General features: G+C 62.4%; 5 protein-coding genes. 3 read left to right on the top strand and 2 right to left on the bottom strand.

Annotated elements, in window-relative coordinates; all coding sequences use genetic code 11:
• Positions 1-51 precede the first annotated feature (51 nt).
• Genes ruvX through ACK4TM_RS17250 form a run of 3 tightly spaced genes read left to right on the top strand, consistent with a single transcriptional unit; the run spans position 52 to position 1337 of the window.
• A complete protein-coding gene (gene ruvX, locus ACK4TM_RS17260) occupies positions 52-528 on the top strand; it encodes a Holliday junction resolvase RuvX (protein ID WP_409703776.1) in 477 nt (158 codons plus the stop codon).
• Positions 525-779, top strand: a complete 255-nt coding sequence (locus ACK4TM_RS17255; RefSeq protein WP_409703773.1) for a DUF1289 domain-containing protein — start codon at positions 525-527, stop codon at positions 777-779. Before ruvX ends, ACK4TM_RS17255 begins: the two co-directional genes overlap by 4 nt.
• A gap of 57 nt (positions 780-836) precedes the next feature.
• Positions 837-1337 carry a GNAT family N-acetyltransferase gene (locus ACK4TM_RS17250; RefSeq protein WP_409703770.1) on the top strand — a complete coding sequence of 167 codons (501 nt, stop codon included), beginning with the start codon at positions 837-839 and terminating at the stop codon, positions 1335-1337.
• A gap of 30 nt (positions 1338-1367) precedes the next feature.
• Here the strand turns inward: ACK4TM_RS17250 and ACK4TM_RS17245 are convergent, their stop codons facing one another.
• Positions 1368-2438, bottom strand: a complete 1071-nt coding sequence (locus tag ACK4TM_RS17245; protein ID WP_409703767.1) for an ABC transporter ATP-binding protein — start codon at positions 2436-2438, stop codon at positions 1368-1370.
• 68 nt (positions 2439-2506) lie between these two features.
• On the bottom strand, positions 2507-3286 hold the full coding sequence (locus ACK4TM_RS17240; protein ID WP_409703764.1) for an SDR family oxidoreductase: 780 nt from the start codon (positions 3284-3286) through the stop codon (positions 2507-2509).
• Positions 3287-3472: the final 186 nt, after the last annotated feature.

Genomic DNA, 3472 nt, shown 5'->3' with positions numbered 1-3472 from the left:
CGCCGCGATGGAGATTTTGACCCAGGCCGCGCAAGACGCCGGATTAATCGAATGATCTGCGACACGCCGCAGGATTTCGCCGCAGCCCTGCCGCCCATGGGGGCGTTGGCGGGGCTGGATCTGGGCACTGTCACGATCGGTGTGGCGGTATCGGATCTGCTGCGCAGCGTGGCCACCCCGTTGCAGACGATCAAGCGCAAGAAATTCACCCTTGATGCCGCACGGCTGTTCGAAATCACCGACCACCGCAGCATCGTGGGCCTTGTGCTGGGCCTGCCGCGCAATATGGACGGCTCAGAAGGGCCGCGCTGTCAGGCCACCCGCGCCTTTGCCCGCAATCTTGAAAAGCTGACGCCGCTGCCGATCACCTTTTGGGATGAACGTCTGTCCACCGTCGCCGCCGAAAGATCGCTGCTGGAGTCGGATACGTCCCGCAAACGTCGCGCCGAACTGATCGACAACGTCGCCGCTGGTTATATCCTGCAAGGGCTGCTTGACCGATTGCAGCATCTGGAGCGGAACCGATGAGCAAACCCGACCCTTCCGATCATATCTGGCAAAGGGCCGAGATCGACAGCCCCTGCATCAAGATCTGCGTGATCCAGACTGAATCGCGCCTGTGTACAGGCTGCCTACGCACGATTGACGAGATCAGCGCCTGGTCACGGATGACGCCCGAGGCGCGGGCGGACGTGATGGCGGAATTGCCTGGGCGGCAGGGTCTGATCGCGAAACGGCGCGGGGGGCGTGCGGGGCGGGTGAAGTCGGCTGACTCATGATCCACCTTCCCGGCGGCTGAACGCCTTGAACGTCGAGTGGGTGAGGAAGAAGGCAATATGTTGGAAACTGATCGTCTTGTCCTGCGACGGCCTGAGTCCAGTGATTTTGGAGCCTTCGCCCAGATGTTCCGCGAAACGGAAGTGACGCAGCATATCGGCGGAAACCTGAGCCGCGCAGATGCCTGGGCGCGGTTTCTGCGTGACTGCGGGCATTGGGCACTGGAAGGTTTTGGGCAGTTCACCATCATCGAAAAAGTGTCCGGGGCCTATGTCGGCAAGACGGGTTTCGCGAAGTATGAACGCGATCTGGGCGCGAGGGCGGGGACAGCGGTCGAAACCTCTTGGACATTGCGGACCGGCTTTCAAGGTCTGGGATATGCGCGCGAGGCGTGCCGGGTTGCGCAAAGCTGGTATGATGACCGCGTGGGCGGCCCGACCGCCTGTCTTATTGCAGAGCGTAACACATCGTCACGGAGACTCGCCGCTCATCTTGGCTATGGCGAAGTTGACAAACTCACGCGCCCGACTGGCACTATCATTGTCCTCAGGCGCGGCTGAAACCCGATCCGGGAAGATGCCGATATCACCCTACCCCCTTGGAAACACAAAACACCTGTCCCGCCGGATCATGATCCACAGCGGCGTGCCGGGTTTCGGCAAAAACACGGACGGGACCGCAGCGCGCAAGATCGAGCCGTCGAAATCCATCCGGAATTCGACCAGTGACGATGCCCCGATGAACCGCGCCCTTTGCACCACGCCGCGCGCGGGCGTGCCGTCTTGCGGTGTGGGGTTCGGGCCGCGACCGGCGCGGTCAAAGTCGATCTTCAGATGCTGCGGGCGGATCACGATATCGACCTCGGTCCCGTCCGGCACGCCGGGGGCAAGGAACTGACCGAACGGCGTATCGGTCAAGGCACCCTGCACCTTGCCCTTGATCACGTTGATATCGCTGAAGAAACCCGCAGCCTGCAGATCCTTGGGCGCGTTGTAGATGTTATAGGGCGACCCGCGCTGCACGATCCGGCCATCGCGCATCAACGCGATTTCATCGGCCATGCGTAGCGCCTCATGCGGTTCATGCGTCACCAGCAGGACGGCGGTGCCTTCGCTTTTCAGAATTTCCAGCGTCTCGTCGCGGATATCGTCACGCAGGCGATCATCGAGGCCGGAAAACGGCTCATCCATCAGCATGATGCGTGGCTTCGGCGCCAAAGCGCGGGCCAAGGCGACGCGCTGCTGTTCACCGCCCGACAATTGATGTGGATAATCATGCAGATAGCGCAGCATGCCGACCTTTTTCAGCAGGTCGGTGACGCGCCCGTTTTCCTTGCGACCGCGCAGACCGAAGCCCACATTCTGCGCCACGGTCAGATGCGGGAACAGCGCGAAATCCTGAAACATCAGCCCGATGGACCGCGCCTCTGGCGGAACCCTGTGCACCGTGTCGCAGATCAGGTTGCCATCGACATGGATCGTGCCACTGTCCTGCATATCGACGCCCGCGATGATCCGCAGCGTGGTCGATTTGCCACAGCCTGATGGCCCCAGCAGGCAGGTCACCTGCCCCGGCATCACGTTCAGGCTGACGTCATCGACCACCCTGCGCCCGGCATAGGTCTTGACCAGATGGCTGACGGCAAGGCGGGGCGCGGACATGGGCACAATCTCTGAGTAAAACAATTGGGTATTTGCGACCTAACAATCCCGCCGCCCCGCCGCAAGGGTCAGATCGTGGCGTTGATCGCGCCGCCATCCAGCACGATATTCTGCCCCACGATAAAGCCCGCATGCTGGCTGCACAGAAACGCGCACATCGCGCCGAATTCCGCAGCCGTACCGTAACGGCGGGCGGGGATCGTCGCCTCGCGCTGCGCCTTGGCGGTGGCCATGTCGATGCCCTGTGCCTTTGATACGCCGGTATCGAGGCTGATCGCGCGGTCGGTCGCATGGATACCGGGCAGCATGTTGTTGATCGTCACGCCATGCTGCGCGACCTGCCGCGATGTCCCTGCGACATAGCCGGTCAGCCCCGCGCGCGCGGCATTGGACAGGCCCAGTTGCGGGATGGGTGATTTGACCGAACCAGAGGTGATATTGACCACCCGCCCCCAGCCACGATCAATCATGCCGGGCAACAGCGCCTTCATCAGCGCGATGGGTGCCAGCATATTGGCGTCCAGCGCCGTGATGAAATCATCCCGGTCCCAGTCGGACCACAGCCCCGGTGGCGGGCCACCGGCGTTATTGACCAAAATATCCACCGCGCCCGCAGCCTCCAGCAGGCGCGCGCGGCCGTCTTCGGTGGCGACATCGGCGGCGACGGTTGCGACCCGCACGTCGTAGGTGCTCCGGATCGCGGCGGCTGTCGCTTCCAGCGCCTCTGCCCCGCGCGCGTTCAGCACCAGATTGACGCCCGCAGCGGCCAAAGCCTCGGCGCAGCCGCGCCCCAACCCTTTGGAGGATGCGCAGACCAGCGCGGTTTTGCCCGAAATTCCAAGATCCATCTGTCGCTCTCCCATAAACAATTACCCCCATGACCTAGCATCGCAGGCTGGCCCCGGCAATCAGTTGGCTTCTTTAGGTGGGCATGTTTCGTCAACTCCTTTTTTGCCTTCATGGGATCAGCTGCGCTCGGAAGGGTTCAGGCTTCTTTTCGTGCTCGACGCCTGGCGACGTCGGCGGACAGGATG

Source organism: Yoonia sp., assembly GCF_046292185.1.
Classification (GTDB): domain Bacteria; phylum Pseudomonadota; class Alphaproteobacteria; order Rhodobacterales; family Rhodobacteraceae; genus Yoonia.
This window is presented reverse-complemented; position numbering and strand designations above follow the sequence as displayed.

What these genes read in the sequence shown, in the direction of transcription:
- ACK4TM_RS17245 (WP_409703767.1), bottom strand. Translation starts at nt 2,438, where the DNA reads ATGTCCGCGCCCCGCCTTGCCGTCAGCCATCTGGTCAAGACCTATGCC.
- ACK4TM_RS17240 (WP_409703764.1), bottom strand. Translation starts at nt 3,286, where the DNA reads ATGGATCTTGGAATTTCGGGCAAAACCGCGCTGGTCTGCGCATCCTCC.
- ruvX (WP_409703776.1), top strand. Translation starts at nt 52, where the DNA reads ATGATCTGCGACACGCCGCAGGATTTCGCCGCAGCCCTGCCGCCCATG.
- ACK4TM_RS17250 (WP_409703770.1), top strand. Translation starts at nt 837, where the DNA reads ATGTTGGAAACTGATCGTCTTGTCCTGCGACGGCCTGAGTCCAGTGAT.
- ACK4TM_RS17255 (WP_409703773.1), top strand. Translation starts at nt 525, where the DNA reads ATGAGCAAACCCGACCCTTCCGATCATATCTGGCAAAGGGCCGAGATC.